Raw genomic sequence first — 23,515 nt, 5'->3', positions numbered from 1 at the left:
AGTGACTTGAGCCGTAGAGTAGCCCGCTAGGCCAGCGTCGCCAGCGGCTGGGTGCGGTCGGTTGTCATCGATGGCGCCGAGGCCAGCAGCTTCTTCGTGTACGGATGCGCCGGATGCAGAAACAGCTCCCGCGCCGCCGCCTCTTCCACGATGTGCCCTCGCTGCATCACCGCCACCCGCGACGCGATCTCCGACACCACGGCAAGATCGTGCGAGATAAACAGCATCGCCAGGTTGTGCTGCTCGCCCAGAGTGCGCAGCAGCTTCAGAATCTGCGCCTGCACCGTCACGTCCAGCGCCGTCGTCGGCTCGTCGGCGATCAGCAGCCGTGGCCGGTTCACAATTGCCATCGCAATCAGGATGCGCTGCCGCTGCCCGCCTGAAAACTGGTGCGGATAGTCGTCGTAACGCTTCTCCGGGCTTGGCAGAGCGACGCCGTGCATCGCCTCCACCACCCGCTCACGCACCTCGGCGCGGCTCAGCTCCGGATGATGTGCCTCCACCGCCTCGGCGATCTGCCTGCCGATGGGCATTACCGGATTCAACGCCGTCATCGGCTCCTGGAAGATCATCGCGATCTCACGCCCACGCCGCCGTCGCATGGCCTCTTCAGGCAGCGCCAGCAGGTCTTCTCCCGCAAAGCGAATGCTGCCCGAGATCTTCGCCGACGCAGGCAGCAGACGCAGCAGCGCCAGCGAGGTCAGCGACTTGCCCGAACCGGACTCGCCCACCAGCCCCAGCGTCTCGCCCTCGCCGATCGTCAGCGAGATGCCGTCCACGGCCGTCTTGTCGCCGAAGCAGATGGTCAGGTTGTCGATTGCGACCAGAGGAGAAGACATATCTTACGCATGGTAGCCAGCGAGACGCGCCAGAGATAGAGGTAGACGATCTACATGCTTGGGAGTAGATTGTCTACATCTACCCGTTGGGTGATGGGGAAGAGGACAGATTTGGCGAAGAAGAGCGACTACAAAAACCGCGTGGAGCTGGTGCAGGGCACGCTCGACATGCTCATCCTCAAGACATTGCAGTGGGGGCCGCAGCACGGCTACGGCATCGTGCAGGCGCTGCACACGCAGTCCGGCGAGGTGCTGCAGGTGGAGACCGGATCGCTTTATCCCGCGCTGCATCGGCTGGAGCGGCAGGGCTGGGTGCGCTCGGAGTGGAAGAAGACCGAGAGCAATCAGCGTGCGCGCTTCTACCAGACCACGGCCGCGGGCAAGAAGCAGCTCGTCGCCGACCACGACCGCTGGCAGCAGATGGTGGAAGCCATCTCGTCCATCATGCAGACCAACTCCGGAGAAGAGCGATGAAGCTGTGGCGCACGCGTGCCGACGACATCGACGAAGAGATGGCGACGCATCTCGCCATGGCCATACAGGACCGCATCGCCCGCGGCGAATCGCCCGAACAGGCGCGGCAGGCGGCGATGCGCGAGTTCGGTAATCCGCTGCTGGTGCGCGAGACCACGCGCGGCATGTGGGGCGGCGAGTGGATGGAGCGCATCGCGCAGGACATACGCTACGCCTGGCGGCAGATGATGCGTTCGCCCGGTTTCAGCGCTACTGTGATCTTTACCCTGGCGCTGGGCCTTGGCGCGACACTCGCGATGTTCACTGTTGTGGAGCGCGTGATGTTGCAGGCGCTTCCTTTTCATGAGGAACGAAGACTCGTTACGGTAACGGAAAGTGGGCGGAAGGGCGACCAGCCGTATATCCCATGGGCCGATATCCAGGAGTGGCGGCAGAGGTCGAAATCTTTTGCGGAGATTGGTTTCACGACGTCAGCGATGGGGCGCTCCTTTATCGAAGGAGACAACGGAGCGCAGCAGGTCATGCATTTGACCGTCAGCAGCAATCTGTTCCATCTGCTTGGGGTGGAAGCGGCGAGGGGCCGCGGCTTCGATGGAATTTCATCCGAGGAGTCTGCGGGCAATGCCAACGAGCAGACGGCGGTGTTGAGCGATGCTGTATGGCGCGATCTCTTCGGTGCGCGCGCTGACATCGTCGGCAGGGTCGTAAAGATCAGCGGCAACTCCTATACCGTGATGGGGGTGATGCCGCGTGGCTTTACCTTCCCCGTGCAGGATCATGCCATGGCGGTGTGGACGCCGATCGTTTTGAAGGATGTGGACAGGACGCGAGAAAACGCGGCGCAGCGATACAGCGTGATTGCACGATTGAGAAAGGGTGCCAGCGTGCAGGACGCCGGGGCAGAGATGAAGGTGGTCCAGGCTGGGGTGGCAAAGCTTTACACCGATGCTTACACGCGCGATCTTGTGACCACGGCGAGTGTGCAACGGTATCGTGATTCGTTGGTGCGACCGAACGTGAGACGCGTTCTGTTGTCACTCTTTGCCGCTGCCAGCCTGCTGTGGGTAATCGCCTGCGTCAATGTGACAGGTCTGCTGTTATCGCGGGCCAGTGTCCGGCAGCGTGAGATCGCGGTACGCGGTGCGCTTGGCGCAAGCCGGCGGCGCATTGTGCAGCAGTTATTGCTTGAAGGGATTTTGCTCAGCGCTGGAGGCTCGGTTCTGGGGTTGTTACTAGCCGTCGGGCTTCTGAAACTCTTTTCCCACGGCCTCTTGCTTCAGTTGAACATTAGCAATGTGATGCCGGACTTCCGTTCCGTCGCGGCACTGATGGGGATGACCGCAGTCAGCGCCATCAGTGCCGCGCTATGGCCCGCCCTCGCGAGTGCGAGAGCGCCTATCGAGCCTGCACTGCGCCAGAGCGCCGGACAGGCAGGTCCAAGCCGTACGCAGCACAAGGTGCGGTCTCTGCTGGTGGTCACGCAGATCGCTATGTCGCTGGTGCTGCTGGTCTCCTGCGGGCTTCTGCTCAGAACCATCTATGCCCTGCGTCAGGTGCCGCTGGGATTTCGTACCGATAACATCATCGTCGGCAGGATGGCCGTGCCGTCGTACCGCTTCGCCGATCAGGACATGAATCAGCGGCTCTACACTCCCTTGCTGGCGAGGGTGAGGTCGCTTCCCGGAGTCGAGAGCGCAACGCTGATGAGCGAGGTCCCTCTGGGGCATAACTTCAACATGGTTTTCAGCTTCTCCGCTGACGGGAACAGCGCCGATGCGGTCAAGCGTCGCGATCTGCGCGCGCAGTTCCGCACCGTCGGGCCCGATGCTCAAAAAGTCTTCGGCTTCAGGATGTGGAAGGGGCGGTATTTTAACGAGCACGATACGGCAGGTTCTCCGGCCGTGGTCGTGGTCAATCGTGCTTTCGTGCACGAGTACTCGGCGAGCAACGATCCCAACAAGGTCATCGGCCAGAGAATCATGAACTTCGAGAAGGATCGTCCTGCCACCGTGATCGGTGTGCTGGACGATACGCGGCAGGTGGGGGTCGCCGATCAGTCTGCGCCCGAGGTCGAGGTCTACCTTCCACAGCTCACGCCGCAAAACGGACTCTACAAGTCGGCTGAAGGTATCGCGATGTCGATCGCGATTCGCACCGGGCGAAGCTTCTCGTCGTTGATTCCAGAGTTGCGTCCGCTGATGACCGCCGCCAGTCCTGAGCTTGCTGAGACCAAGTTCACGACGATGACGGAGATTGTCGAAGACTCCTACGGCAGCCAGCAGCTGGTGGCCCGCCTGCTGATTCTCTTTGGCGGCTCGGCGCTGCTGCTGTGTCTCTCCGGCCTGTACGGCCTGCTTTCGCAGCTGGTCACCCAGCGCACGCGCGAGATCGGTGTCCGGGTCGCGCTGGGGGCGCGGCGGGGTCAGGTCGTCGGCCTGGTGCTGCGCCAGGCGGGGCGCATGCTCCTCTTCGGATCGTTGACAGGACTCGTGTTGGCCTGGTTTGCCGCTCGTCTGGTGAGCAGTTTCCTCTACGGCGTCACTGCACACGACGGCCTCACGATGGCTGCCACAGCTCTGCTCTTGGTCCTCAGCGGAGTCGCCGCCGCATGGGTCCCCGCAGCCCGTGCCGCGGGAATCGACCCCGTCGAAGCCCTTCGCGCTGAGTAGCAAGACTTTGCTCCGCGCTTAGCGTCTAATCTGATACTGACGATGCTGAGCCGAAGACTAACCACGATCGCGCGCCTCGGGGCCATGACGATGGCCACCACCGCCGTCTGTCTCGGCCAGATGCACAAGGTCGCCAAGCCCGAGCAGGTCGTCCGCGCGGTCGGCGTCTACGAGTGGACCGGCGACCTTACCAAGCCCACCGGCAGCCGATTCGTCCCGATCACCGTCTTCATCGACGGCGAGATTGAGGATGCCGGCATCTATCAGCCGCGCCCCGTGCCCTTCGCCCTGCTCACCGGCAACGTCTACGAGCTGGAGGATGCCGGACTCGACAGGGGGCTCGTCGTGCTGGAGCAGGCGATGAAGACCACCACCCCGGAAGGCGCTGTCGCACCCTCCTACATCGAAGGCTGGACCGCCTCCGGCAGCTACAAGCCGCCAACGCCGCCAAGGAAGACCACCCCGCTTCGCCCCTCGAAGAATACTCCCGTCATTCAGACCTCCGGCGACTCCGGCAAGCCGCACTTCGGCAGCAAGCCGTCCGATACCGATTCGAAGCCTGCCGATACCTCGAAGAGCACGGACACATCCAAGTCTTCAGACAGCTCGAAGTCCGGCACGCAGCAGGGAACAGGCAGCTCCACGCAGAAGACCACCACCGCGTCGAACGATGACGATTCGCGTCCCACCCTGCACCGCCGCGACGACTCCAACCCGGCCCCCAAGGTGGATGACGAGACCTCGCCGCCGCCGGACCCCAACGCCGCCAGCTCCATCCCCTCCAGCTCCGACGACGATGACCGCGCCGAGCGCCCCACGCTGCGTCGCCGCTCGACCGACGAGATCGCCAAGGACCAGAAGGAAAAGAAGAAGGCGAGGGACTCGGCTTCCGTCACGGCGGTGGGTTCGATGTCCGGGGATCCCGACCGCCCCCGCCTGAAGCGCAACACTCACTCGCAGGAAGACGAGGAGATGCCCAGGCTGATGGGCGTCCCCGCCGACATGAAGCAGATGGTCGCCGTCTCCGACGCCAGGAACCGCGCCGCGCACGTCTTCGCTCGTCCGTGGGAGAGCATGACCGAGCGCTCCGATGTCCTCGCAAAGATGCAGGCCTTCGCCCAGGCGAAGCTGTCGGCCTACGGCGCCGTCCCCGGCATCGATCCTCCGCAGGCGGCATCTGTCACGAATGCCTCGGCAGCTCCCACCGCCGCTCCACCGAAGCTGAAGCGCGGTATCCCCACCGACGACACCACGGAGAACGCTTCGGTGACCCCAACAACCTCGAAGGCGACAGCGAACCCCAACGATCCCGGCCCGCCCAAGCTGAAGCGCGGCATCCCGACCGACGACACCACCATCGATCGCGCCGCTCATCCTGCTTCCACAACCACCGCCGCCAAAACGACGACGGCTGCGAAGTCCACCTCGGCGGCCAGGACCACCACGACCAAGACCGCCCGCACCACCACCAGAGGCAAGCACCCTGTGCTTAAGACGCCTCCCACCGTCCAGGTGGCGGGTGAAGAGCTGAAGGGCTACACCCTCAGCTACGGCGGAGCGCCTACCTACGTCTACATGGCGCACACGGTCGAGCCCGGCAACGTCACCCGCTACGTCACGATCGTCGCCCAGGCCGACGCCATGGGCCAGCTCAAGGTCGCGCTTGCCTCCGCAACCGACGCCGCCCACCTCGACCGCACCCCCTGGATGCGCCTCGTCGATGTCGTCGACGTCGAAGCCAGCAACCGCGCCAGCCTGCTCTTCGAGATGCGCGGACAGAGCTCCCGCCAGTTCGCCCTCTACCGCGTCATCGCCACCAGGCCCGAGCAGATCTTCTCCACCTCGATGTAGCCGGCCTTCGCCGCTATACTCAGTCCGTGGCTGGTTCTTTGCTCATCCTTACCGGGGCATCTGGTGCGGGGAAGACCACCCTCGCCCATGCCATAGAGGCAGCCTCCCCCAGCTGTGTAGTCCTCTTCTTTGATTCCATCGGCGTTCCCTCCCCCGAGGGCATGGCCGCTTATACCAGCGGATACGGCAACGGCCCCGAAGGCTGGCAGAGGAGCATGACCTTTGAGTGGATGCGGCGGATCGCCCCGGTTCTCGAATCCGGACAGAGCGTTCTCTTCGAGGGACAGATGCGCATTGCCTTCCTCGATGAAGCCATGGCCGCGGCTGGCATCCGCCATGCTCGCATCGTCCTCGTCGACTGTGACGATCAAATTCGTTCCACAAGGTTGACTCAGGATCGCCAGCAGCCCGAACTCGCGCATGAAGGCATGATGAGCTGGGCCCGCTATCTGAGGGACGAGGCCAAACGCAGTGGTCACGAGATCCTCGATACAGGATCGGTCCCGTTCGCTGTCTGCGCTCAGCGGCTCATCGCCCATCTTGATTGATATACCGGATTTTCAGGACAAAACCGGGCCTCCATCGAAGGCCCGGTTTCGTCTTTGTCCGTCTTGCTTTACAGCTTGCCGAACTTGCCGCTCTTCAGGTCCGCGACCGCCTGCGAGATCTCCTCGCGCGTGTTCATCACGAAGGGACCATAGCTGGCCACCGGCTCGTCGATCGGCTCGCCGCTCAGCAGCAGCAGCTCGGAGTCGGCGGCTGCTGTCAGGGTGATGCTCTCGCCCTGCTGCGACAGCGCCGCGATCCGCGCCTCGCCGCTCAGCTTGGCCGTGCCGTTCACCGTCACGTCGCCCTTGCGCAGGACGACCGCGGTGTTGTGACCCTCGGGCACGGTCAGTTCGCCGGTTTCACCGGCCTTCAGCACGACGTCCCACAGGTTGATCGGGGTAAAGGTCGTCGCCGGTCCTTTCGTTGCGACAAAGCCTTCGCCCTTCGCCTCGCCTGCGATCACGCGAAGATGACCTCCGCCCGCAAGCTGCACCACCGGGATCTGCTCCTTCGTGATCCCCTGGTAGCCCGGCTTCGACATCTTGTCCTTCGCCGGCAGGTTTACCCATAGCTGGATCATCTCGAAGGTGCCGCCCGTCTTCGAGAACTCAGCCTCATGCAGCTCCTCGTGCAGTACGCCCGAGGCCGCCGTCATCCACTGCACGTCGCCGGGAGCGATCACGCCCGAGTTTCCCGCCGAGTCGCGATGCCCCACCGAACCCTGGTAGGCCAGCGTCACGGTCTCGAAGCCGCGGTGCGGATGCTCGCCCACGCCGCGGCGGTGCTGGCTTGGCGCAAAGTACTGCGGCCCGGCGTAGTCCAGCATCAGGAACGGCGAGACCTCCAGCTGCAGGCCGTTCGACGGAAAGAGGTTGCGGACGGGAAAGCCGTCGCCGACCCAGTGGCTCGATCCTGCCCCGTAGGTCCCCAGAACCTGCTTCTGCGTTGTGGTTGTTTTGGTGCTCATGGTGTTTGCTCCCTTCGGCGTCGCTCAGGGCGCCAGTTGTTCAACGTTTGTGTTGCGATGGTGCTTAGAAGTTCTTCTCCGCCGTGTGTCCCAGCTGCCGCAGCAGGGGCAAAAGCTCGGCGCGTTCCTGCTGGCTGAATCCCGAGACCGCGTTCTCCAGCGCCATCCGGTGTTCGGTGAAGGCCTCGGAGATCAGCTCGCGCCCCGCGTCGGTCAGGCTGATGATCCGCGCCCGCCGGTCCTTCGCGTCGTTCGACCGCACGACCAGTCCGCGCCTCTCCAGCCGGTCTACAGCCGTCGTCATCGAACCGCTGGTCAGCAGCACCTTCCCGCCCAGCTGCTTCACCGTCAGCGGACCCTTGTGCAGCAGAGCCTCCAGCACGCCAAAGTCGCTCGCCCCCATGTTGAATGGAGCGATGGAACGGTGCGCATGCTGCTCGACGGCGCGTGCCGCCTTCCAAAGCACCAGCCACAGGTGGATGGCGCTGAGATCCTCTTCGTCCTGGCGTTGAGTCGTCATATCTTCATATAAAGATGCTTGATATCAAGATAAAGATTCAGGCGGTTCCAGCATCAGGGGAGCCGGATCAACCGCCAAATCCGCTAAGTCCTTGAAATCTAAACCACAGACAGACCCAAAACCATGTCATCCCGGACGGAGCGCAGCGAGGGGGGAGGGAACCGCTTTTCGTCCGATACCGTCTGTCGAGCCACAAACCCATTAAACTCAGGCCTTTAAACCAGAAAGACGCTGCCAATGGCAGCGCTCTCTCGGAAAAGGTGGTGCAAAGGGGGTTAATGGGCTGTGAGGTGTGCCTCAACATGCTCCATGGAAATGCCATTGCCGATGGTGGCCAGAATCGGCATCACCAACTCGAGGATGGGCTGTACGATGATGCTCTGCGGAGCCCGGTCCGGTGTGTAGAACCACTGCTTCGACGCTCCATAGATCGCCCAGGCGGCGGCCGTGGCGACGATCTCCGGACTTAGCCCCTCTGGTACGGGCTTGCCCTCGACGCCTTTGAGGATCGTGCGGCGGATTGCAGCGACGATGCCGGCCTCCATCAGCGGTTCGAAAGCGCTGTTGCGCCCGCACTCCCCGTTGCTGTGCGAGGCTACCAGGTAATCGCAGGTCGCCAGAATAATGGCGTTGGCTGCCGACGGACAGGTGCCGTTGAACAGGATGTTCCGTTCTGCCAGCAGCTTATGGAAGCCACCGGCTACCATCGCGTCCAACAGACCGAACTTGTCGTTGTAGTGGTCGTAAAACGTTGCGCGATTCACATCTGCCAGGTCGGTGATGTCCTGCACAGAGATCTCTTCAATCGAGCGCTTCTGCATCAGCTCGCGCAGTGCACCCTGTAAAGCCTGCCGGGTGCGTCGGATGCGTGGGTCACGTACTTCGCAATCTGAGATTGGCATAGACGTCCTTGTCTTGGTCCGAGACTACACGTAACAGCCTATACCAGTTTAAAAAGAATCAGTCTTGCGACAAGAGTCGTCTATATTGGAGTATAAACGACACAAGTTGTTTAAGCTTCTGCCGTTGAAAATAAGGAGATCTCCGAATGCCGACACTGCTTCATATTGATTCCAGCCCCCTCGATAGTTCGATCAGCCGTGAATTGACCGCCACCTTTGTCGAAGCGTGGAAGGCCGCCAACCCCAGCGGCACGGTCGTCCGCCGCAATCTCTCGGAGAAGCCGGCGCCACCTATCGACCAGGCCTGGATCTACGCCGCCTATACCCCCGAGGAGCAGCAGACGTCGGAGCAGAAACAGCTGCTGGCCCTCTCCGAGGAGCTGATCGACGAGATCAAGGCCGCCGACGAGATCGTCATCGGCGTCGCGATGCACAACTTCGGCGTTCCCGCCGTGCTCAAGCTCTGGATCGACCAGATCGCCCGCCGCGGCAAGACCTTCGTCTACGACGCAAATGGCGCCAAGGGGCTGCTCACGGTGAAGAAGGCCACGGTGCTGATCTCGACCGGTGGCAACTACTCGCAGGCCCCGATGGCCGCGATGAACTTCGTCGAGCCCTACCTCGTCAGCGTGCTGGGCTTCCTCGGTATCACCGACGTGCGCGCGCTGACCGCCAGTGGCGCGTCGCAGGTGATGATGGGCACGGTCACGCGTGAGGCCTTCATCGAACCGCTCACGGCCCAGGTCAAGACACTGGTTGCCTAACCCATCCCCGTTCGAATCAAGGAGAGACGACCATGAAGCTTGTCGTAACGATTGCACGTGTCCTGCTGGGCCTGCTGTTCACTATCTTTGGGGCGAACGGGTTTCTGCACTTCATCCCGATGCCGCCCCCGCCCGGACTGGCTGGGCAATATATGGGTGCGTTGTTTGTCTCGCACTACCTTGTCATCGTCTTCCTGCTGGAACTGGTGGGCGGCCTTCTGCTGCTGGCCAACCGGTTTGTGCCGCTGGCGCTGTTGCTGCTGGGGCCGGTGATCGTCAACATCATCTGCTTCCACGCCTTTCTGGAGCCTGTTGGCGTGGCTCCCGCGGTGTTGGCGACGGTGCTGTGGCTGGTGGTCTTCGCCGGGGTACGCAAGGCCTTCAGCGGCGTCTTCGCAGCAAAGGTTGAGGTCTAACTCTGCACCCTTTGGGGGACAGTCGACTCACTCGAACGTAACGTATGATGGACGGGCGGCGGGCTGCCGCCCTCCTTCATTTAATACAGTTCGGACGAGTTGAGGTCTTCGCGTCGATGATTTGCCGTGCATCTGTCTTTGTTGTGCTGCGCCGTGTAGCGCCTGTCCTGCTGCTGTCCGCTGCGGCTTTCTGCGTGGCGCAGGTTAAGCCGCACACGTCCTTGCCTGTAGAGATAGAGGCGCCGAAGCCGGTGCCGAAGCCGCTCGATCCCATCCGCATCGTGCATAAGCCCGGCCACGAGCACGACGAGGCGGGCGAGGCTGAGCTGGTGCCCGCCACCGGCAAGCCGCGCAAGATCACGCCCAACGCCGTGGCGGCCTGGCGCGTACGCGGCGAGTACGGTGCGTTGGTGATCGCCGTCGTACCGGCGAAACACGAGCTGCCCAAGCGCTACATGTTGCGTTACTACGATCTCGACAGCGGCCGCCGCCGCATCCTGGGCACCGTCCCTTTCAGCGCCGCCACCCTCACCGAGACCAGGGCCGCAGACGAGAGCTGGGCCTTCGCCCTCAGCGGCACCGACGAGCAGGGCACGCCATGGATGGTCGTCGGCGACGAGCAGGCGATCCCCGGCCGCATCGCCAACGCAGCTTCCCCTGACTTTCACGAAAACGACCACACCGTTACCTACACGGTCGGCGGCGAGTCGCGCAAGGCGCAGCTCGGCGTCCTGCTTGGCACCGATCTGCATGAGATCTATACCCCGCCGCAGAACGCGCAGCTCTCCCCGAAGTATCTGCAGGTCTTCCCCAACGGGGATGCCCTGGTACAGCTCGAGAGCGGTCAGATCGTCAGAGGCCGCTGGTCCACCAACGGCGAGACGCTGGAGCTGACCGGGCTGCGCGTCGCCTACGCCGTCCCCATCACCGACCTCGTTCCCATCAAGGGCGTACCCGCCGGACAGCGTTTCGCCATCCGCCTCACCCAGGAGCTCTCATCGCGGTCCACGCACGAAGGCGACACGGTCAAGGCCGTCTCCATCACCCCCGTCGTCGTCGACGGCCAGATCTTTATCCCACAGGGCTCTGCCTTTGAGGGCACTGTCGTGCAGGCCAACAACGTCGGCTGGGGCTTTAAGCACGAGACCGCCTCGCTCACCCTCCACTGGACCAAAGCCATGACGCCGGACGGCCGCGAGCTGTCTATCGACGCCCGCGTCTTCGAGGTGGAGAACGCGCAGGAGAAGGTCACCGCCAAGGGCAAGATCCAGGGCATCCGCTCCACCGGCACCATCGGCCACTCGGCCGAAAACGGCGTGCTGTCGCTGGCGGGCATCGACCCCATCGCCTACATCTTTGCCTCAGCCTCCGGCTCCGCCGTGCTTGGCTTCGCGGAGCCGGAGATCCTCTACCCCGGCGGCACGGAGCTGGCCCTTGAGAACATGCGGCCGCTGATCAGTGCGACCGTCTATCCGCCCTCGGTGCTGCCGATGGAAGGTGACGACTCCGGTCGCCGCCAGCTGCAATCCTTCGTTAAGACGATCCCCTACCGCACACGCACCAAGGGCTCCAACAAGATCTCCGACATCACCAACCTCGTCTTCATCGGCGATGCCGCTGCTCTGCAGCGCGCCTTCACCGCCGCCGGATGGCTGCCCACCGACGATCTCTACGCCGGTTCCACCTTCCGCACCGTCAAGACGCTGACCGGCAACCAGACCTACACCCAGGCGCCGATGTCGGTGCTGCTGCTCGAAGAGCGTCCACCCATCTTCACCCTCAGCAAGACGACCAATACCTTCTCCTCCCGGCATCACCTGCGTGTCTTCCCCACGGAGGACCGGTACGAAGGGCAGGCCGTCATGACCTCCTCCTCCACGCAGGACATCGGCATCGCCTTCTCGCGCAAGCAGAAGACGTTCATCCATGTCATCGACCAGCACATCGACAACGAGCGCTCCAAGATCGTCAATGACCTGATGTACACCGGCTGCGTCGAAAGCCTCGACATGGTCGAGCGGCCCTGGGTGCCGCGCGATGCCTACAACTCCACCGGCGACCGACTGCTCACCGACGGTGAGGCCGCGGTGCTGCGCATCAACGCCTGCAACGACCCCAAGACAACCGCGCCGACAGCTGCGCCAGCGCCCGCACGTCCGCAGCGCATCGTGCGCGACACCTCGCTCACCATCCGCAACGACCTCTACCGCGGCAACCTTATCTACCAGGGCATTGCCGGTGTCTTTAAGGTGAAGGATTTCCTCAAATCCTCCAGCGAACTGCCGCCCGACGCCGGAGCCTGGCGCAAGACTGACGCCTCCGGCGCCAACTACAGAGGCTACGGCAGCAATCCCGGCCTGCAGCATCGCCAGCCCGGCGAGCCGGGAACAACTCCCTCGGCCGAGGATCTGGCGTTGATGAAGAAGGCCAAGGACGCCCACAAGTGGGACCCTCCCCGCTACGAGTTCGCCCTGCAGGGCGGCTATATGCACATGCGCGAGGACTATCTTTCGGCCGTGGGAGTGATCGAGCATTCCAGCGATCTCAACAAGGACGGGTACTTTATCTTCCTGGCCGATAACGTCGGCGATGGCTGGGCCGCCGGCGGCTCCGTCACCATTAACAGCTGGAGCCACTTCTCCAACGAGTTCTCCTACTTCCGCCAGCAGGTGAAGTACCAGCTCGGTACAATCAACGCGACGATTCCCGCGGGCACCGAACAGTTCTTCGACGACGATGACATCGATGCCATCCCCATTGGCCTTGTGACGCGCCAGTTTGAGTACAACCTGCTGATCCATGCCACGCGGCCCACCTCGCGCTGGCGTCCTTATGCGGCCATCGGACCGGTTCTGCAGCTGGTCGCGTTGAACGGCTCGCCACTGCAGAAGCCGGCCGGCCCGTTTACGCTGGGCCTCAAAAACATCGGCCTCTTCAAGGCGGCCTACGACTTCGGCAACACGCCTCCCCTCGACGGCGGCGGCATCTTCCACCTCGGCATACAGTATGGCGGCGGCGTGAAGTATCGCGTCACGCCACGCATGATGGTGCGCGCCGACTTCCGCGAGACCTGGACGAAGAACCCGGACATCATCGCGAACTCGTATGAAGACTTCGACTCCAACGAGCTGGACGATACATACTCCACCGAGATCATCCGCATCGGCCCGGAGAAGAAGTTTCTGCAGGACCGCTTCACCGTTGGTGTGGCCTTCACCTTCTAGCTAGACCGCGTTATCCCTAGCCACGCCACGTTATCCGGCAATTTTCCGGCGCCATAGCGCTACCAGCAACTCTTGGCACAACAGAAAGGGGCGCCTCCATAAAGAGGCGCCCTTTCTGTCGCAGCCTTGGGAGGGAACTTAGTCGGCGATACCGGGGTCCGGTGTATCGATGCCGAGCGCGGTCGCCAGGGAATTCAGGTGATCCTGTTCGTCGCGCAGAATCTCGCGCAGGTCTTCGCTCAACGCAAACTCGTTCAACTCATCGGCCTGCTTCACGCGGCGGCGATAGTTGCGGATCGTCTCCTTCTCATTTTCGAGGTCATAGCGCAGCATGTCCTTGGCCTTGTCGGAGGTCTTGACCTCTCTCGGCTTCACCGCCGGCATGCCGCCGTACATATCCACCCAGTAGCTGATCTTCAGCGCGTGGGCCAGCTCTTCGCCGGCATGGACCTGCAGCTCTGCGGCGACGTTCATGTACGCCGCTCCCTTGAGCACCTGAGAATAGTTCACATACGCGATGATGGCCTGATACTCGCGCTCAAGGTCCTGGTTCAGCAGCTCTGCTAACTTTTCGCGAGTGATTGTGCTTCCGGGCTTTGCAGTTTCGGGCATCTCTTCTTCTCTCCGTATCCGAGAGAGTGAGATGCAAAAATGCGGAGAGGCGTTTGGCCGTCTCCGCAATTTGTCATCAACCTGTCACACCGTTCAAAGACTTAGCGCGGGGTAATCGGTGTAGCCCTCGGGCGTGTGCGTGTAGAAGGTGTCCATCACCGGCGTGTTCAGCTCGCTCGAACGCTGGAACCGCTTCACCAGGTCGGGATTGGCGATGAAGAGCTTGCCGTACGCCACCGCATCGGCCTTGTCTTCATCCAGCAGCTGCTGTCCGGTCTGCTGATCCAATGCTTCATTGGCAACGAAGACGCCGCCGAACAGGTGCCGCAGGTCCGGGCCGATGGAGTCCTCGGCCACGCGCTCGCGCGCCGCAATAAATGCGATCCTGCGCCGTCCCAGCTCACGCGCCACGTAACTGAATGTCTCCGTGCGGTTGGAGTCCGAGATGCCGTGTGCTCCGCTGCGCGGCGCCAGGTGCATCGCCACGCGGTCCGCTCCCCACACCGAGATCGCCGCATCCGTCGCTTCCAGCATCAGGCGGGCGCGATTCTCAATCGGGCCGCCGTACTCGTCGGTGCGATGATTGGTGCCGTCCTGCAGAAACTGGTCCAGCAGATAGCCGTTCGCGCCGTGCAGCTCCACGCCGTCGAAGCCTGCGGCCTGCGCGTTCTCCGCGCCCTGGCGGAAGGCATCGACCACACCCTTGATCTCGCCGATCTCCAGCGCTCGCGGCGTCACAAACTCTTTCGGCGGACGCAGCACGTTCACCGTGCCGGGAGGCGTCACCGGCGAAGGCGCCACCGGGGTCTTTCCGCCCAGCAGGTCAGGGTGCGAGATGCGGCCAACATGCCAGATCTGCGCAAAGATGCGGCCACCGGCATCGTGCACGGCTTTGGTGATCGGCTTCCACGCCTCCACCTGCTCGGCGGACCAAAGCCCCGGAACATTGGGATAGCCGACACCCATGGGATCGATCGGAATGCCTTCGGAGATGATCAGCCCGGCAGAGGCGCGCTGCGCGTAATACTCACCGATGATTGGCGTAGGAACATGGTCCGACGTGCCGCGCAGGCGCGTCAAAGGCGCCATAAAGATGCGGTTCGGCAACGTAAGGTCGCCGACTTTGATGGGATCGAAAAGTGAAGGCATTGCAGATCTCCGTATGAATTCAGTGTACGGATATTTCGATGATCGCCGAAGTATTCTGGATTCGAAGAAGGGCTAAGCCGTGTCTTTGGTGCGGTTATGGCGGCGGCTTCATCGTGCACTCTGCGGCAGGGCGGTTCGAGCTTTGCTCGAATGCCCACTCATGCGGTGGAGCTGCATGAATGGGGCACCCGATTTATCGGCGAGTTACTCAGAACTACGCAGGAGCTGTGCGACCTGCCCGTGTTGGTGGAGGATGGCCGGGCTCTCCTGCAGCAGCGGCAGGTAGCGCGTACGGAATGCGTTGTCGGGCGTATCGCTCTCAAAGAGGCCGACGATCGACTGTGCCCCGGCGATCTTCTCGTCCGCAGTCACCTTCTCATCTTCTAGAAGCTCGTCAATGTTTGCGATGGCGGTCGAGAGCGGCGAGATCCAGCGAAACTCCGTTCCACCGATCAGCTGCTGCAGAAATGCGGCTGGCGAAAGGGCCCCGGCCTTCTTCTCATAGGCTGCACGCTCGTGATCGAGAATCGACTTATGCAGGTTCAGCAGAGGCTTGCGAACATCCGTAAGAAATTTGATGGCGCTCTGCTCGTCGAAGGTCTTCATCTCATACTCCTTTTGAATCGTTCGATACTTATTGGATTCTATGGAGATGAAAACGGTTCGAGCTGGGTTTGAATGTCCCACTCATGCGATGAAGCCGCATGCATGGGCACCCGGCTGTCGAGGCTATCCGTGTCCATAACAAAGCAGCGAAGGCAGACATTCATCAACACTGCCCGAGGCAAAAAGCAGGTCCCTCGGCTTCGCTCGGGATGGCAACTCATAAGAGTGCACTCCGGGAATGCCGAGGGACCTGTTTACTTAGCGGGAGTACCCAGACGCTTTTACAGCGGGAACTGCTTCAGCCAGCTGCGGAAGTCCGCGCCCAGCTTTTCGTTCTTCAATCCAAGCTCGACCGTTGCCTTCAGGAAGCCGAGCTTGTCGCCTGCGTCGAAGCGCTTGCCTTCGTAGGTGAAGCCGTAGACCTTCTCGTACTGCAGCAGGGCCTTGATGCCGTCGGTCAGCTGCAACTCGCCGCCTGCGCCCGGGGTGATCTTCTCCAACAGCTCGAAGATGCGGGGCGTCAGCAGGTAGCGGCCGATGATGGCGTTCTGCGACGGAGCCTCCTCGGGCTTGGGCTTCTCCACCATGTCCGAGATCTCCAACAGACGCGGGTCTCTGGGGTCCGGCGTCACGGCGAGACAACCGTAGTTCTGGATGGCAGCGCCCTCGACCACCTCTGAGGCGATGATCGACGAGCCTGTGGCCTCAAACGCCTCGACCATCTGCTTCATGCAGGCCTTCTTCGCGTCGACGATATCGTCCGGCAGGATGACGCAGAACGGCTCGTTGCCCACAAGCTCCTTGGCCTGCAGCACAGCGTGGCCAAGCCCGAGCGGCTCGCTCTGGCGCGTGACGGTAATCTTGGCCAGCTTCGCGACCGACTTCGCCACCTCCAGCAGGGCCGTCTTGTTCTTCGCGGCGAGGTTGGCCTCAAGCTCCGGGGAGCGATCGAAGTGGTCTTCCATGGAAGCCTTGCCGCGGCTCGAGATCAGAATGATCTCCGTGCAACCCGCAGCCACGGCCTCTTCGACGCCGTACTGGATCAGCGGCTTGTCGACCAAGCAAAGCATCTCCTTCGGAATGGATTTGGTCGCGGGGAGGAAGCGGGTGCCGAGGCCCGCAGCAGGAAAGACTGCCTTACGAATTTTCTGGGTCATGAATCCCTTCGATGCACGTTTGATGTAGGCCCGATGCACGCACTTGTGCAAAGCCAATGGTAGCAACTACAGATAGGAGAAGACATAACACGGTCGGGGAAGGCCCGACCGGAGCGGGGAGTCGCAAAGCGTTAACGAACTGGATCTAGGCGTCCAGTTTTTTTACAACCAATTCATTCAGCAGTGCCGGGTTTGCCTGTCCCTTCGACAGACGCATCACCTGGCCGACGAAGAAGGCCGAGACCGTCTTCTTGCCGCCCTTGTACTGCTCCACCTGTTTGGGATTCGCCGCGATCACTTCGTCGATCATCTTCTCGATCGCACCCGAATCGGAGATCTGTTGCGGCTTCTCGCGTTCATAGACGACAGGGAAGTCCTCGCTGTTCTCAAAGGCCGTGTCCAGCAGCTGCTTCAGCTGCTTGGAGCTGATGGTGCCGGCCTCCATCAGGTCGGCGGCCATCACCAGTCCATCCATCGTGACGGGCGAATCGGCCAGCTCCAGCTCCTTCAAACGCAGGCGCATCGTCAGCTCGGTGGTCAGCAGCGCGGCTACGCGGCGCGGCGACTTCGCCTTCTTCGCGGCAACTTCAAAGGTGTCGGCGAAGCTCTGCGTCGCGGTCAGCGTGGCGGCGTCCTGCTCGCTGATGTCGTAGGCGGCGATCATGCGGGCGCGGCGCGCCTCGGGAAGCTCCGGCATGCGGGCGAGAATCTCGGCCTGCCAGTCCGCTCCCACGACCAGCGGCGGAAGGTCCGGCTCCGGGAAGTAGCGGTAGTCGTGCGCCTGCTCCTTCGATCGCATCGAGTATGTCCGGCCCTCGCCCGAGTTCCACAGGCGCGACTCCTGCACTACGCGACCGCCGTCCTCGATCACGCCGATCTGGCGCTCGATCTCGTACTGCACCGCCGAGCGGATGTAGCGAAAACTATTAACGTTCTTGACCTCGGCCTTGGTGCCGTACTCCTTTGCGCCTTTCAACATCACGCTCACGTTGGCGTCGCAGCGCAGGGAGCCTTCTTCCATGTTGCAGTCGGAGACGCCGGTGTACAGCAGGATCTCCTTCAGCTTGGTCAGGTACTCGAAGACCTCGTCCGCCGTGCGGAGGTCCGGCTCCGAGACGATCTCAACGAGCGGCGTGCCGCAGCGGTTCAGGTCGATATAGGTGCGGTTGATCGAGTCGGCAAAGCCGTCGTGCAGGCTCTTGCCCGCATCCTCTTCCATGTGCAGGCGGGTCACGCCGATGCGCTTGGTGATCGGCGCTCCTGCGGCGTCGAACGCGGGAACTTCGAGCCAGCCGTTCTCGGCGACCGGCTTGTCGAACTGCGAGATCTGGTAGCCCTTGGGCGAGTCCGGGTAGAAGTAGTTCTTACGCGAAAAGATGCTGGTCTCGCGAATCTCGCAGTTGATCGCCCTGGCGGCCAGCACGGCAAACTCCACGGCCTGACGGTTCAGCACCGGCAGCGCGCCGGGCAGACCGAGGCAGGTGGGGCAGGTGTGCGTATTCGGTTCGCCGCCGTACTGGTTCACGCAGCCGCAGAAGGCCTTCGTCTTGGTCAGGAGCTGGACGTGGACCTCCAACCCGATGACGGGCTGGTACTTGGCAAGAATCTCGGGTGAGAGCGCGGTAGCGGTGGACATAATCAGCTTGATTTTATCAAGCGAAGCGCAACCCACTGAATTCAGGAGGTCAGCAGCGCAGCCTTTGCCTGTCAACGGCCGCCCCTGCCTCCCTCTCCAACACCGTCTTTTCGGCCAGAGCGCGCAGCGCGGAGTGGGGAAAGCTGCTTTCGGCCACGAAGGTTCGCATCCGCAAAACGCAGGCTATTACTGCCCCGCCGACTCCTTCCGCTGCAGGATCGCATTGACGTTATGGCTATCGACCAGGGCCACCCCTGTATCCACAAACGCCGGGAACGGCGAGAACGGATTCAGCCCATAGTCCGCTGCCAGCGGAGTTATCGGTGTTGTGTGCAGCCCGTGCAGCGCCTTCAGCCCCACAAACGCCATCGTGTACGGCTTCTGCGCGATGGTCGAGTCGATAATGCCGTCCTTGACCAGCTGCAGCGTCGCGAGGTCTGCGTCCATGGCGATCAGCAGCCTTCCCGGATCGCCCGCCTCGCGTGCCCGGCGCACCGCCTCCCCCACATCCTTGCCCGCCGAAGACTGCAGGCAGATCAGCGCGTCGATACGGTTCTTGTCCTTGCGCGCCAGGTACTGCTGCGCCTGGTCCATCGCCACGCCGGAGTCGCCCTTCATATCGAAGACTTCGACGATCTTGATCTTGGGAAAGTCCGCGAAGACGTCCTTATATCCCTTCAGCCGCTCTTCGAGGTTCGGCTGGCCGGGCATGGTGAAGAAGACGACGTTCCCCTGGCCGTTGAGCTGCGCCGCCGCCCGCTGACCGCCCAGGCGTCCGGCCTCCAGGTTGTTGGTGCCGATAAAGTACAGCCGCTTGCTCTCAGGCGCGTCGGAATCCATCGTGATGACGGGAATTCCCGCTGCGATTGCAGCATCGATCTCCGGCGTCAGCAGGGAGGAGTTCGTCACCGATACCAGGATGCCCGCCGGTTTTGAGGCGACGGCGGAGCGAAACTCAGCCACTTCGGCCTGCGGATCGAAGCTGTGCGGCCCGCGCAGATCGACGGTCACGCCGTACTCCTGCGCAGCCTTCTGGAAGCCCTCGAAGGCTGTCTTCCAGTACGGCAGCTCGACGTTGACGGTCACGAGGTAGTAGCGTTCGGTCCTGGGTTGAGGAGTACACCCTTCCAGCAGCGGGAGTACGGCGGTGAGTGCGATAGCAATAGCGATACGTTTGGCCCAGGCGCTCATAGATGACACCTCCGCATGAGGCATGCTGTCCGAGAACGTTCGCTCGACCCGAGTACGTCCGGGCAGCGCCGCCATGGGATTATCAGCGGCGGCGCGATAATACGCCTGCGTAGCCGGTTCTGGCTTCGGCACATCAACTAAAATCAGATCCAGCATGGTTTTGCCGTTTGTCCGCGAGCTGCTCGCGGAGTTGGAACACACCGAGTCCTTTGAGCGTGTACGGCGCCATCTGAGCGCCGGATCGGGGCGTCGTCGTGTCTCCGGCCTGACCTCCACCGCCCGTGCGCTCTACCTTCCATACTTTGTGCGTGCCCTGCAGGCGCCTGCGCTCATCGTCGTCTCCGATAACAAGGCCGCCGAGGCCCTGCATGCCGCCGTCATCGAGGCCTGCGAGCTGACGGGAGCGCTCGACGCCGCCGATGTCCTCCGCCTGCCCGCGCACGACGTTCTCCCCTTCGAGAATCTCTCGCCGCACTCCGAGATCCAGGAGACCCGCGCCGCCGCGCTCTGGAAGATCTGCACCGGCAATCGCAACCAGCCGCGCCTCATCATCGCGCCGGTCGAATCGGCCTGCATGCGTCTCTTCGACCGCGACTACTACGCCGCGCTCGCGCTCAACCTGCGGGTGGGCGAAGAGCACCTGCCCGACATGCTCGTCGAGCACCTGCTGTCTGTGGGGTATACGAAGGTGGACGTCGTCGAGATGCCCGGCCAGGTCACCATCCGCGGCGGCATCATCGACGTCTACTCGCCCGAGCAGGAGACGCCCGTCCGCATCGACTTCTTCGGCGACGAGATCGAATCCATCCGCCGCTTCGACCCCGACACCCAGCGTTCCAGCGGCAGCCTGAAGCACATTCTTCTGCTGCCCCTCACCGAGACGCCGGTCACCGAAAAACTCTTGGGCGCCATCAACGCCCGTCTCACCCGCGCTGGCGCCGCCGGTGCCGCGCTCGAAGGCGGCGAAGAGCCGGTGGAACTGCAGACGCACGTCGCCACCCGAACCGGAGAGGCCACCGTCTTCCCCGGCTGGGAGTTCTTCTCTCCCGTCGCCGGTGCAAAGAGCACGCTGCTCGACCTGCTCGGCTCCGCGGCCCGCGTCTTTGTCGAAGAGCCCGCGATGGTCAAAAATCAGGGCGAGCGCTGGTGGAACAAGGTTGAGCAGCGCCACGACCGCTCCGGCATCGGCTCGCTCATCCGGCCCGACGACATCTACCTTTCGCCGTGGGACCTTGAGGACCGCCTCCGTCGCGCCCCGGGCTGCGATCTCGACCAGCTTGGCGCCGTCGATGTGCTCGACGCCAACAACTCCGAGCTGTCGGAGATCGAGTTCGCCACACGTCCCACGCAGCGCTTTCATGGCGCCATCCCCGTCATGATCGAGACGCTGCAGTCGCTTATGCGGCAGGAGGCGCGCATCCTGCTCACCGCGCCCAACCAGGGCGAGGTCGAGCGCCTCGCGGGTCTCTTGCAGGAGTACAAGGTTCCCTACCGCCTCGGGTCACGCATCGAGCAGCACGGCTCCGAGACCGTCTACTCCGAATCCAGCTATCTCGCAGGCGACCTGCGTACGCCCGTCATCGTCAAGGCGTCCATCGCTGCCGGTGTGCAGATCCTCGATCTCGAAAAGACCACCGCCAGGCAGATCATCCTCTTCGGCGCGCAGGATCTCACCGATGAGGCCGATGTCACGGTGCGCCCGGCTCGGCGGTCGAAGTCCAAGGCCGCCGCCTTCATCTCAGACTTCCGCGATCTTACCGTCGGCGACTACGTCGTCCACGTCGAGCATGGCATCGCCCGCTACATGGGGCTGCGCGTCATCGAAGAGCCCAACCAGCCGCCGCTCGAGCTGATGATCCTCGAGTTCGCCGATGAAGCCAAGCTCTACGTCCCGCTCACGCGCCTCGACCTCATCCAGAAGTACCGCTCCACCGAGACCGGCCCCGCGCCCGTGCTCAACAAGCTCGGCTCGCAGAGCTGGCAGAAGACCAAGGCCCGCGTCAAAAAGGCGATGGCCGACATGGCCGCCGAGTTGCTCAAGCTCTACGCGCAGCGCGAGGCGACACAAGGCACGCCCTTCTCGCCCGACACCAACATGCAGCGCGAGTTCGAAGACGCCTTCGACTTCAACGAGACCGACGATCAGCTCAGCGCCATCGCCGACATCAAGGCCGACATGGAGTCGACGCAGCCCATGGATCGCCTGCTCTGCGGAGACGTTGGCTACGGTAAGACCGAGGTCGCCATGCGCGCCGCCTTCAAGGCCGTGCAGGACTCCAAGCAGGTGGCGGTGCTCACGCCCACCACCGTGCTCAGCTTCCAGCACTACGAGAGCTTCAAGCGCCGTATGGCGAACTTCCCCGTCACGGTCGAGATGATCTCGCGCTTCCGCACCGCGAAGGAGCAAAAGGAGATCCTCGAGAAAGCGGCCGACGGCAAGATCGATATCCTCATCGGTACGCATCGCATCCTCTCCAAAGACCTCAAGTTTCAGGACCTCGGCCTGCTCGTCGTCGACGAAGAACAGCGCTTCGGCGTGCGGCATAAAGAACGTCTCAAGCACATGCGCACCGCTATCGATGTGCTCAGCATGTCGGCCACGCCCATCCCGCGCACGCTGCACATGTCGCTGATCGGCCTGCGCGATATGTCTGTCATCGAGACGCCGCCGAAAGACCGCATGGCCATCCAGACCATCGTCGCCAAGTTCGACGAGAAGCTGGTGCGCACCGCCATCGAGGTGGAGATGGAGCGCGGCGGACAGGCCTACTTCGTGCACAATCGCGTCGAGACCATCTACGACATCGCCGCGAAGATCCGCGAGCTGGTGCCGTCCGCGCGCATCGTCGTGGGCCACGGCCAGCTGCCTGAGGCAGAGCTGGAGCGCGTGATGCTGGCCTTCATGAATCACGAGTACGACGTGCTGGTCGCCACGTCGATCATCGAAAACGGCCTCGACATCCCGCTCGCCAACACCATCGTCATCAATCGCGCCGATCGCCACGGCCTCAGCGAGCTCTATCAGCTGCGCGGCCGCGTTGGTCGCTCCAATCGCCGCGCTTATTCGTATCTGTTGATTCCGCCCGACACCGAGCTCACCGAGATCGCGCGTCGCCGTCTTGCTGCATTGAAGGAATTCTCCGACCTCGGCGCCGGCTTCAAGATTGCAGCACTCGATCTCGAGCTGCGCGGCGCAGGCAACATGCTGGGCGGTGAGCAGTCCGGCCACATCGAAGCCATCGGCTTTGAGATGTACACCTCGATGCTCGAAGAGGCCGTGCGCAAGATCAAGGGCGAAGAAGACAAGCCCGCACACGCCGATACCAGCGTCAACCTCGGCATCAGTGTGCGCATCGACGCCGAGTACATCCCCGAAGAGAATCAGCGCCTGCGCATGTACAAGAAGATCGCAGGCTCGGCCACGCTGCCTGAACTCGAAGAGGTCCGCGCCGAACTCAAAGACCGCTACGGCGAGCTGCCGGAGTCCGTCAGCAACCTGCTTACCGCCGGTGAGATTCGCCTCATGGCCAACCTGCTTGGCATCGCACAGGTCGACCGCAAGCGCACGCAGATCGAGCTCAACAAGCAGAAGACCTTCGTCGAGATGCTCAACATCAAGTTCGCCGATCGCGGTGGCGAGGCTGCCGCACTCAACGCCGTCGATCCCGGTGTACTCATGCGCATGGTCAGCCGCAATACCAAGCGCGGCGCGCAGTTTACGCCGCAGGGCGTTCTGCGCTGGCCGCTCACCAGCGCCAGGGCCGAAGATGTTCTGCGGGAGACGCGTGAGCTTCTTCAACAGCTCGATACGAACGGCAATTAGTCGTCGGCATCCGCCAAAAACCCATCTTTGTGTGACGAGCGGTGCCCTTCCACCACATGCGTCGTCTAACTGCAGAATGGCTCTTCTCCATGTCGTTCTATGTTGCAAAAAGTTGCTTCCATACCGGTCTCTCCGGCAGTATGATCACGTCTCGGCTCAGCCGAGG

The 23,515-nt window shown here is 62.6% G+C and carries 18 protein-coding genes; 8 read left to right on the top strand and 10 right to left on the bottom strand.

The window, feature by feature from the left end; genetic code table 11:
- Positions 1-26: 26 nt before the first annotated feature.
- The gene (locus PW789_RS18450) at positions 27-839 is read right to left on the bottom strand and encodes an ABC transporter ATP-binding protein (RefSeq protein ID WP_299379509.1); all 813 of its coding nucleotides are present in this window, start codon (positions 837-839) and stop codon (positions 27-29) included.
- Between the two features lie 111 nt (positions 840-950).
- On the opposite strand from PW789_RS18450, the gene PW789_RS18445 reads away from it, so the two are divergent.
- The 4 genes from PW789_RS18445 to PW789_RS18430 are packed head-to-tail and all read left to right on the top strand — an operon-like array spanning position 951 to position 6,381.
- On the top strand, positions 951-1,313 hold the full coding sequence (locus PW789_RS18445) for a PadR family transcriptional regulator (protein WP_299379506.1): 363 nt from the start codon (positions 951-953) through the stop codon (positions 1,311-1,313).
- Positions 1,310-3,982 (top strand): ABC transporter permease, encoded by a 2,673-nt coding sequence (locus PW789_RS18440; protein WP_299379504.1) that lies wholly within the window; start codon positions 1,310-1,312, stop codon positions 3,980-3,982. Before PW789_RS18445 ends, PW789_RS18440 begins: the two co-directional genes overlap by 4 nt.
- 42 nt (positions 3,983-4,024) lie before the next feature.
- Positions 4,025-5,833, top strand: a complete 1,809-nt coding sequence (locus PW789_RS18435) for a hypothetical protein (protein ID WP_299379502.1) — start codon at positions 4,025-4,027, stop codon at positions 5,831-5,833.
- A gap of 26 nt (positions 5,834-5,859) precedes the next feature.
- The gene (locus PW789_RS18430; protein WP_299379500.1) at positions 5,860-6,381 is read left to right on the top strand and encodes a zeta toxin family protein; all 522 of its coding nucleotides are present in this window, start codon (positions 5,860-5,862) and stop codon (positions 6,379-6,381) included.
- 68 nt (positions 6,382-6,449) lie between these two features.
- Here the strand turns inward: PW789_RS18430 and PW789_RS18425 are convergent, their stop codons facing one another.
- The 3 genes from PW789_RS18425 to PW789_RS18415 all read right to left on the bottom strand — a co-directional run bounded on the left by PW789_RS18425 (position 6,450) and on the right by PW789_RS18415 (position 8,771).
- A complete protein-coding gene (locus PW789_RS18425) occupies positions 6,450-7,349 on the bottom strand; it encodes a pirin family protein (protein WP_299379498.1) in 900 nt (299 codons plus the stop codon).
- A gap of 64 nt (positions 7,350-7,413) precedes the next feature.
- A complete protein-coding gene (locus PW789_RS18420; protein ID WP_299379496.1) occupies positions 7,414-7,869 on the bottom strand; it encodes a MarR family winged helix-turn-helix transcriptional regulator in 456 nt (151 codons plus the stop codon).
- Positions 7,870-8,144: 275 nt separating this feature from the next.
- On the bottom strand, positions 8,145-8,771 hold the full coding sequence (locus PW789_RS18415; protein ID WP_299379493.1) for a TetR/AcrR family transcriptional regulator: 627 nt from the start codon (positions 8,769-8,771) through the stop codon (positions 8,145-8,147).
- 146 nt (positions 8,772-8,917) lie between these two features.
- Between PW789_RS18415 and PW789_RS18410 the strand changes: the two genes are divergently transcribed.
- The 3 genes from PW789_RS18410 (at position 8,918) to PW789_RS18400 (ending at position 13,175) form a co-directional block, all read left to right on the top strand.
- The gene (locus PW789_RS18410; protein WP_299379490.1) at positions 8,918-9,535 is read left to right on the top strand and encodes an NAD(P)H-dependent oxidoreductase; all 618 of its coding nucleotides are present in this window, start codon (positions 8,918-8,920) and stop codon (positions 9,533-9,535) included.
- Between the two features lie 32 nt (positions 9,536-9,567).
- Positions 9,568-9,951 carry a hypothetical protein gene (locus tag PW789_RS18405; RefSeq protein WP_299379489.1) on the top strand — a complete coding sequence of 128 codons (384 nt, stop codon included), beginning with the start codon at positions 9,568-9,570 and terminating at the stop codon, positions 9,949-9,951.
- 116 nt (positions 9,952-10,067) lie between these two features.
- Complete coding sequence (locus PW789_RS18400; RefSeq protein ID WP_299379486.1) at positions 10,068-13,175, top strand: LssY C-terminal domain-containing protein; 3,108 nt, start codon at positions 10,068-10,070, stop codon at positions 13,173-13,175.
- A gap of 138 nt (positions 13,176-13,313) precedes the next feature.
- Here the strand turns inward: PW789_RS18400 and PW789_RS18395 are convergent, their stop codons facing one another.
- The 6 genes from PW789_RS18395 to PW789_RS18370 all read right to left on the bottom strand — a co-directional run bounded on the left by PW789_RS18395 (position 13,314) and on the right by PW789_RS18370 (position 19,526).
- Complete coding sequence (locus PW789_RS18395) at positions 13,314-13,787, bottom strand: bacterioferritin (protein ID WP_299379484.1); 474 nt, start codon at positions 13,785-13,787, stop codon at positions 13,314-13,316.
- A gap of 93 nt (positions 13,788-13,880) precedes the next feature.
- Entirely contained in the window at positions 13,881-14,936 is a 1,056-nt protein-coding gene (locus tag PW789_RS18390; protein ID WP_299379482.1) for an alkene reductase, read from the bottom strand.
- A 204-nt stretch (positions 14,937-15,140) separates the two neighbouring features.
- Entirely contained in the window at positions 15,141-15,542 is a 402-nt protein-coding gene (locus tag PW789_RS18385) for a hypothetical protein (RefSeq protein ID WP_299379479.1), read from the bottom strand.
- Positions 15,543-15,823: 281 nt separating this feature from the next.
- Positions 15,824-16,699, bottom strand: coding sequence for a UTP--glucose-1-phosphate uridylyltransferase GalU (gene galU, locus PW789_RS18380; RefSeq protein WP_299379476.1), 876 nt, complete (start codon positions 16,697-16,699; stop codon positions 15,824-15,826).
- A 145-nt stretch (positions 16,700-16,844) separates the two neighbouring features.
- Entirely contained in the window at positions 16,845-18,335 is a 1,491-nt protein-coding gene (gatB, locus tag PW789_RS18375) for an Asp-tRNA(Asn)/Glu-tRNA(Gln) amidotransferase subunit GatB (protein WP_299379473.1), read from the bottom strand.
- Positions 18,336-18,521: 186 nt separating this feature from the next.
- Complete coding sequence (locus tag PW789_RS18370) at positions 18,522-19,526, bottom strand: substrate-binding domain-containing protein (RefSeq protein WP_299379470.1); 1,005 nt, start codon at positions 19,524-19,526, stop codon at positions 18,522-18,524.
- 154 nt (positions 19,527-19,680) lie between these two features.
- Here PW789_RS18370 and mfd point away from each other — a divergent pair, with 154 nt between their 5' ends.
- Positions 19,681-23,349 (top strand): transcription-repair coupling factor, encoded by a 3,669-nt coding sequence (mfd, locus tag PW789_RS18365; protein ID WP_299379468.1) that lies wholly within the window; start codon positions 19,681-19,683, stop codon positions 23,347-23,349.
- The last annotated feature ends 166 nt before the right edge of the window (positions 23,350-23,515 follow it).

The organism is Edaphobacter sp. (assembly GCF_028283685.1).
Taxonomy (GTDB): Bacteria; Acidobacteriota; Terriglobia; order Terriglobales; family Acidobacteriaceae; genus Edaphobacter.
The sequence above is the reverse complement of the archived record's forward strand: the minus strand, read 5'-3'. Positions and strand labels throughout refer to the sequence as shown.

Bases quoted from the DNA above. Each gene is read 5' to 3' on its own strand.
- PW789_RS18400 (WP_299379486.1), top strand. From the start codon at position 10,068: ATGATTTGCCGTGCATCTGTCTTTGTTGTGCTGCGCCGTGTAGCGCCT.
- PW789_RS18390 (WP_299379482.1), bottom strand. From the start codon at position 14,936: ATGCCTTCACTTTTCGATCCCATCAAAGTCGGCGACCTTACGTTGCCG.
- PW789_RS18420 (WP_299379496.1), bottom strand. From the start codon at position 7,869: ATGACGACTCAACGCCAGGACGAAGAGGATCTCAGCGCCATCCACCTG.
- PW789_RS18395 (WP_299379484.1), bottom strand. From the start codon at position 13,787: ATGCCCGAAACTGCAAAGCCCGGAAGCACAATCACTCGCGAAAAGTTA.
- PW789_RS18415 (WP_299379493.1), bottom strand. From the start codon at position 8,771: ATGCCAATCTCAGATTGCGAAGTACGTGACCCACGCATCCGACGCACC.
- PW789_RS18385 (WP_299379479.1), bottom strand. From the start codon at position 15,542: ATGAAGACCTTCGACGAGCAGAGCGCCATCAAATTTCTTACGGATGTT.
- PW789_RS18425 (WP_299379498.1), bottom strand. From the start codon at position 7,349: ATGAGCACCAAAACAACCACAACGCAGAAGCAGGTTCTGGGGACCTAC.
- PW789_RS18370 (WP_299379470.1), bottom strand. From the start codon at position 19,526: ATGAGCGCCTGGGCCAAACGTATCGCTATTGCTATCGCACTCACCGCC.
- galU (WP_299379476.1), bottom strand. From the start codon at position 16,699: ATGACCCAGAAAATTCGTAAGGCAGTCTTTCCTGCTGCGGGCCTCGGC.
- gatB (WP_299379473.1), bottom strand. From the start codon at position 18,335: ATGTCCACCGCTACCGCGCTCTCACCCGAGATTCTTGCCAAGTACCAG.
- PW789_RS18405 (WP_299379489.1), top strand. From the start codon at position 9,568: ATGAAGCTTGTCGTAACGATTGCACGTGTCCTGCTGGGCCTGCTGTTC.
- mfd (WP_299379468.1), top strand. From the start codon at position 19,681: ATGGTTTTGCCGTTTGTCCGCGAGCTGCTCGCGGAGTTGGAACACACC.
- PW789_RS18435 (WP_299379502.1), top strand. From the start codon at position 4,025: ATGCTGAGCCGAAGACTAACCACGATCGCGCGCCTCGGGGCCATGACG.
- PW789_RS18410 (WP_299379490.1), top strand. From the start codon at position 8,918: ATGCCGACACTGCTTCATATTGATTCCAGCCCCCTCGATAGTTCGATC.
- PW789_RS18440 (WP_299379504.1), top strand. From the start codon at position 1,310: ATGAAGCTGTGGCGCACGCGTGCCGACGACATCGACGAAGAGATGGCG.
- PW789_RS18450 (WP_299379509.1), bottom strand. From the start codon at position 839: ATGTCTTCTCCTCTGGTCGCAATCGACAACCTGACCATCTGCTTCGGC.